Below are 6,000 nucleotides of genomic sequence, written 5' to 3'. Positions count from 1 at the left end.
AAAAATTAAAAAAAAAAAAAAAAAAAAAAAGGGATGATACATATGTTCAAAAAAGTAGCTGCTGATGTACTTGGGTTAAGCGACGTAGGTTCTGTAATCACACCGAAAGATTATGATAAAGTTGATGCTGATGATTATGTCATGCATGAAGATGGAGAAAAAATTTATTTTTTAATCAAATCAAAGTCTGACGAATATTGCTTTACAAACAAAGGATTAATTCATCTAGACGGAACGAGTGCAGCAAGTAAAAAACGTACATTGCGTCGTTATAGTTACAGCAAATATCAAATTAGAAATGTAGCGTTAGAAACTGCTGGTACAATCGATTTAGATGTAGAAATTAAATTTCACATGGGGGATGAGTATTACTCAATTGATGTTCACAAAAAGCACATTGAAGAGCTCAAAGACTTATATAAAGCCCTTCTCAAAATCGAGGAAATCTCCTATGAGAATGATATTACATTACAGTATGCTCATAAAAGCTTAGACATGGCATCCAACACATTTAGCCGCATTACAAACGCACAACTCAATTTAGCAGAGCAATTTAAGGAAATGAATCAAATTGCCTTCAACTGGCTTGTTGATACGAAAAAACACTATAATGTGAAAGATTATGGATTTGTCTTTGAAAAATTTATTAACAACTAATTTAAAAACAAATAAAAAACCTTGTTATCAAAAGATAACAAGGTTTTTTTAGCGTCCCAGGAGAGATTCGAACTCCCGACCGACGGCTTAGCTTACCACCATAGCTTTCGCTACCAGTATTTACTGTTTGTAGTCTGGACTATATCTTCACCATTTCAGGTGCGACACGTGTAGTCTCTACGGAACCTCACGATGATTTTCATCATGCTTCAGAGTCTTTACCATTAAGATTTACTTAATCATTCAAAACTCCTTAATCTTCTCAAGGAAGATCGTAAGTTTCCTCGGTATTACCATCAGCCGTACTGTTAAGGCTTCACCGATATAGTGTCGTCCACTCTATAGGTTCTTGTTTCCCTATAAAGGCTCCTATTCTTGAAGGCCGTTGCTCTATCCTGCTGAGCTACTGGGACATGGAGCGGGTGAAGAGAATCGAACTCTCGACCAGAGCTTGGAAGGCTCTTGTTTTACCACTAAACTACACCCGCATATTTTGTTTTTATTTTCGCTTGATGTCTTATCGACAATGTTTATTATATTTGTACGTCTAGATAAAGTCAACACTTTTTTTCAAAGAGGATAATTTTTCTTATCCTCTTTGAAAAGTTTTATGTGCGACAACTTTTCCATCTAATGTTTCAAATCGAATTTCAATGTCTTCTTCATTTACTTCTAACAAAGTAAATGTTTTTTCTTTACGGGAACGTGGCAATAAAATGCTTCCAGGATTGATGAATAAAATATCATCAATAAATTCCGCTCCCAACATATGAGAATGTCCAAAACACACAATATTCGCCTCCACTTCTTTTGCACGATATAGAAGTGTTTGCAAACTCATTTTAACATTGTACCGATGTCCGTGCGTAGCAAAAAAGCGTAATCCATCTACATCAGTAATGATTTCTTCTTCAAAGCCATTATAGAAATCGCAATTTCCTTTTACTACTTGGAACCCTTGTAAATCAGAATGATCTGGTGTGAGTTCTGAATCACCGCAATGAATCATAATATCTACATTTCTCTCATATGTATCTTTTAATTGCTGTAATTCTCTCGTAGAACCGTGACTATCGCTTACAATTAAAGCTCTCATCGGTCTCTCTCCCTTATTCTTCTTCTAAAAACCACTCTGGAATTTTCTCTTCCAACTTACGAAGAGCACGTCCGCGGTGACTGATTTCATTTTTCTCATCTGAAGTTAGCTCAGCCATCGCTCGTTTGTATTCTTCTACATAAAAGATTGGATCGTATCCGAAACCATTTTCACCACGACGTTGTTCTAAAATCTTCCCTTCACATGTACCATTTACAATAACCGGTTCTTTATCATCTTCTGGAAAAGCAACTGCTAACGCACAATAAAAACGCGCTGTACGCTTTTCCATCGAAACGCCATCTAATTCTGTTAAAACTTTGTCGATATTCGCCTGGTCATCTTTTTGTTCACCAGCATAGCGAGCAGAGCGCACACCAGGATTTCCATTTAAAGCATCAATAATTAGACCTGAGTCGTCTGCAATGACAATTGAATTGAACTGCTTACATAAACTGTCCGCTTTCAAGATTGCATTTTCTTCAAATGTTTCGCCAGTTTCCTCAACTTCTTCAATATGAGGGAAATCATAAAGAGATTTTACTTCTAAATCAAATCTCTCGAATAGCTCAGCAAATTCACGTACTTTCCCCATGTTTTTCGTCGCTACAACAACTTGTTTCATATTTTTCACCTCTACTCTATGTGAGATACGATGTCGCCTAATGCTTCTTTTTGTTTTTCAACGAGTTGTAAAATTCCTTGTTCAGCTGCATCGAGCAATTCATTTAACTCTGCGCGGCTAAATGTTGCTTCTTCTCCAGTTCCTTGCACTTCAACAAACTGGCCTTTTCCTGTCATAATGACATTCATATCAACATCCGCTTTAGAATCTTCTGCATAGTTTAAATCTAAAACTACACCTTGGTTTTCAACAATTCCAACAGATGTTGCAGCTAAATAATCTTTTACTGGAATTTTAGATACCTTTTCCGCTTGTAATAACTTTTCAAATGCTAACACCATCGCGACATAAGCACCCGTAATCGACGCAGTTCTTGTTCCGCCATCTGCTTGAATGACATCACAGTCAATCCAAACCGTTCTTTCCCCAAGCGCTTCCAAATCAACAACCGCACGTAATGCTCGTCCAATTAAACGTTGAATTTCCATTGTGCGACCAGTTACTTTCCCTTTACTGGACTCACGAATTGTACGCTGTTCTGTTGCCCGTGGAATCATCGCGTATTCCGCTGTTACCCATCCTTTTCCTTCGCCTCTCATAAATGGTGGCACACGTTCTTCAATCGTTGCCGAACAAATAACTTTCGTATCTCCAACTTCAATCAGAACAGATCCTTCTGGATGTTTTAAATAATTTGTATGAAGATGTATATGACGCAGTTCTGCCGCTTCTCTACCATCTACTCGCATAAAATAACCCCCTAGTAACTACTACTCGTTAGTATAGCCCATTTTAAATTTATAATTATGTACAACAATAATAGAAGAAGGAGAACTCAAAAAGAAATTCCCCTTTCTAACATAATTATATCAAATTATTTAAGATTAAAAACTACCTGTATTCACGTTTTGCGGACGATCAACAGGTTTTGTTAGTTTCTCACCTTTCTCAGTAACAAGATTTGCTTTCCCGTTTACTTCAACAGAAACATTTTTTACATCTTGCTTTTCTGTTAAAGATAGAACGAGTGATTGCAATACATAATTTGAAATCATACTTTTCCCTTTATCTATATATATATTTTCATTGAAATTCAATGTAACTTTTCCATCTTGTATTTTCGGTTCACTAACAAGCTTCACATCAGGATTAAAATCATTAAGTAAAGCTGAACCCGATGGCCCTTTAACAAGTTCATTCACAACCGTTGCTACTTCATGTTCCTTTCCTTCTGCCACGCGGCGTGTCACTGGCACATAATACTGTGTTTTATTATTTTGTGCTAAGAAATAAAGTGTAACTGGCTTCGTATTCGTGACATCCGCCACTTGCTCATCATCAAAGTTAATACCGTCAGCACGGCTCACACCTTCACCAAGCGGCGTGCCACCAACAGGCATCTTCGCTAATTTCTCACCATTTATTTGAAATTTAACTTGTTTAATATCTTTAAATTGCGTTAATGTCCAAGCTACCGATTCAACGATTTGACGCTCTTCTTCTTTTTTATAATTTTTCATTTCCTTTGAAAAATCCACAACTGCTGTCCCATCTTTTTTCAAATCAATGGACATCATTGTACCTGCCGGAAGAACCGCCTTGAATCCATTTGGCAGTAAATTCTCTACTGGACCATCCTTCACAAGGTATTCTAATGTTTGTTTCACAACTTCATTTTGTTTTGGAGCGGGTAATGCTAGCGTTTGCGGTACAACATAACCATTTTTATCAACAAGATATAGCTCATATTTCTTCGTTTGTCCTTGCTTCTCCTTTGTAGCAGTCTCTTTCTTTTCACCGTCTGTATACGTGACTTTTTTCGGTGGATCAATTTGTTCCGTTTCTTTCTCCTTATTTAACAAACCGCACCCTGTTAGTAAAGCTGCGCTTACTGCAGTACAAACAAGCCATTTAAAAGTGGATTTAGGCATACCATTTCCCCCTAAAATCTAAGTTTGTACTATATGTATACGAGCTCTTTATCATTTTAGAACAAGCAATGACAACTTATCTTACATTTCACAAAATAAAAAAACTCCTAACTTTCCAGGAGTTTTTTTACGAATATACTATTTTACTTACAAATTAATATGCTTTACATTTTCAATTGGTTGTCCAAACCATTTAGATGCAATTTCTTTAAATAAACCGATCTTTCCTGTTGTTAAAAAGAGATGATCGCTTTGCTCTTCCCCTTCATTTAACATCTTACTATGATATAAAATCGTACTCACTTCACGAGCTGTTTCGTCTCCAGAACTAATTAATTGCACCTTCCCCCCCATTACCCGCTTAATAACTGGACCTAAAATCGGATAATGCGTACACCCTAAAATCAATGTATCGATTTCAGTAGTTTTCAGTGGTTGCAACGTTTCTCTAACAACCTCATAAGCCATCTCACTCTCAAAGTTTCCACTTTCTACAAGTTCAACAAATGGCGGACACGCTAAACTCTCTACCATAACACGGTTATTAATGGACTTCAGCGCCTCTTCATATGCACCGCTTTTTACCGTTCCAATTGTTCCAATGATACCAACATGATACGTATTCGTCACTTTCAAGGCTGTACGCGAGCCTGGATGAATCACACCCACCACTGGAATTGGTAATTGCTTTTGCATCTCTTCTAGTACAACCGCAGTTGCGGTATTACAAGCAATAACTAACATCTTAATATCAAGTGCCAATAAATGCTCCGTCATTTCCCATGTAAATTGACGCACTTCCTCGCGAGAACGCGGACCATAAGGGCAACGTGCTGTATCTCCTAAATATATAATACGCTCTTTTGGCAGCTGACGAATTAACTCTTTCGCTACTGTTAATCCTCCTACTCCCGAATCAATAACACCAATCGCTCTATTCAACATAATCACCCATTTTCTCATTCATCATCTTTTTTACATACAAATATATCGTACATACTTTAGCTTTTATAAAACTAAAGTATCCTTTTTAATAGATTTCTAAATATGTACCTGTATAGACCAGGGACTTTTTTATTTTGCTCCTTTTCTTCGTAATTTGCAAGACAGAAAAATAGCCGACCTTTTATAAAAAAGTCGACTTCATCTGTTTATAATTCGAGTTCTCCCATACGAAGAAGCTCAACAACCGCTTGTGAACGTCCTTTAACCCCTAGCTTTTGCATTGCATTTGATATATGGTTGCGTACAGTTTTTTCACTAATAAAAAGTTCACCTGCAATTTCCTTCGTCGTTTTATCTTGAACCAGTAATTCAAATACTTCTCTCTCTCTCTTTGTGAGTAAAGGTTTAGATTGATACGCTTTTTCCTTCAACTGGTATAACCCTCCTTGCTTAAGCCAGAGCTGTATATGTGTAAGTTGGGTGTTTATTTAGTCAAGATATTGTATGAACAAAATGTGCAGGAGGTGAATGAAAATGGGCTAATTTCGGAACGTTATTTACGATTTATATGTATTTAAGAACTGCAAAAAACCTTTTTCAAATAATACTTGCTATTCATCAAAAAAATTATTAAATACCAAACACGAAAACGCTTACAATACATATAACTATTTACCTCATAACTAGCCTGTTTCTTCTCATTAGACTCTTAATACTCGAGTACATTTTTTATTTTTCATGCACAG

At 36.5% G+C, this 6,000-nt stretch carries 7 protein-coding genes and 1 tRNA gene; 1 reads left to right on the top strand and 7 read right to left on the bottom strand.

What is annotated here, in order from left to right:
• Positions 1-42: 42 nt before the first annotated feature.
• Positions 43-657 (top strand): PH domain-containing protein, encoded by a 615-nt coding sequence (locus Y7E_RS0107240; protein ID WP_017150616.1) that lies wholly within the window; start codon positions 43-45, stop codon positions 655-657.
• A 414-nt stretch (positions 658-1,071) separates the two neighbouring features.
• On the opposite strand, the gene Y7E_RS0107235 is transcribed toward Y7E_RS0107240, so the two are convergent.
• The 7 genes from Y7E_RS0107235 to gerE all read right to left on the bottom strand — a co-directional run bounded on the left by Y7E_RS0107235 (position 1,072) and on the right by gerE (position 5,685).
• Positions 1,072-1,145 (bottom strand) — tRNA-Gly (locus tag Y7E_RS0107235).
• 101 nt (positions 1,146-1,246) lie between these two features.
• Positions 1,247-1,753 carry a metallophosphoesterase gene (locus tag Y7E_RS0107230; RefSeq protein ID WP_017150615.1) on the bottom strand — a complete coding sequence of 169 codons (507 nt, stop codon included), beginning with the start codon at positions 1,751-1,753 and terminating at the stop codon, positions 1,247-1,249.
• 13 nt (positions 1,754-1,766) lie between these two features.
• Positions 1,767-2,378, bottom strand: a complete 612-nt coding sequence (locus Y7E_RS0107225) for an XTP/dITP diphosphatase (protein WP_017150614.1) — start codon at positions 2,376-2,378, stop codon at positions 1,767-1,769.
• Between the two features lie 11 nt (positions 2,379-2,389).
• The gene (gene rph / locus Y7E_RS0107220) at positions 2,390-3,127 is read right to left on the bottom strand and encodes a ribonuclease PH (RefSeq protein WP_017150613.1); all 738 of its coding nucleotides are present in this window, start codon (positions 3,125-3,127) and stop codon (positions 2,390-2,392) included.
• Between the two features lie 135 nt (positions 3,128-3,262).
• A complete protein-coding gene (locus tag Y7E_RS0107215; RefSeq protein ID WP_017150612.1) occupies positions 3,263-4,309 on the bottom strand; it encodes a GerMN domain-containing protein in 1,047 nt (348 codons plus the stop codon).
• Between the two features lie 147 nt (positions 4,310-4,456).
• Positions 4,457-5,272, bottom strand: coding sequence for a glutamate racemase (gene racE / locus Y7E_RS0107210; protein WP_154652019.1), 816 nt, complete (start codon positions 5,270-5,272; stop codon positions 4,457-4,459).
• A gap of 188 nt (positions 5,273-5,460) precedes the next feature.
• Positions 5,461-5,685 (bottom strand): spore germination transcription factor GerE, encoded by a 225-nt coding sequence (gene gerE / locus Y7E_RS0107205; RefSeq protein WP_000659484.1) that lies wholly within the window; start codon positions 5,683-5,685, stop codon positions 5,461-5,463.
• Positions 5,686-6,000 lie beyond the last annotated feature (315 nt).

The organism is Bacillus bingmayongensis (assembly GCF_000299035.1).
GTDB classification, from domain to species: domain Bacteria; phylum Bacillota; class Bacilli; order Bacillales; family Bacillaceae_G; genus Bacillus_A; species Bacillus_A bingmayongensis.
This window is presented reverse-complemented; position numbering and strand designations above follow the sequence as displayed.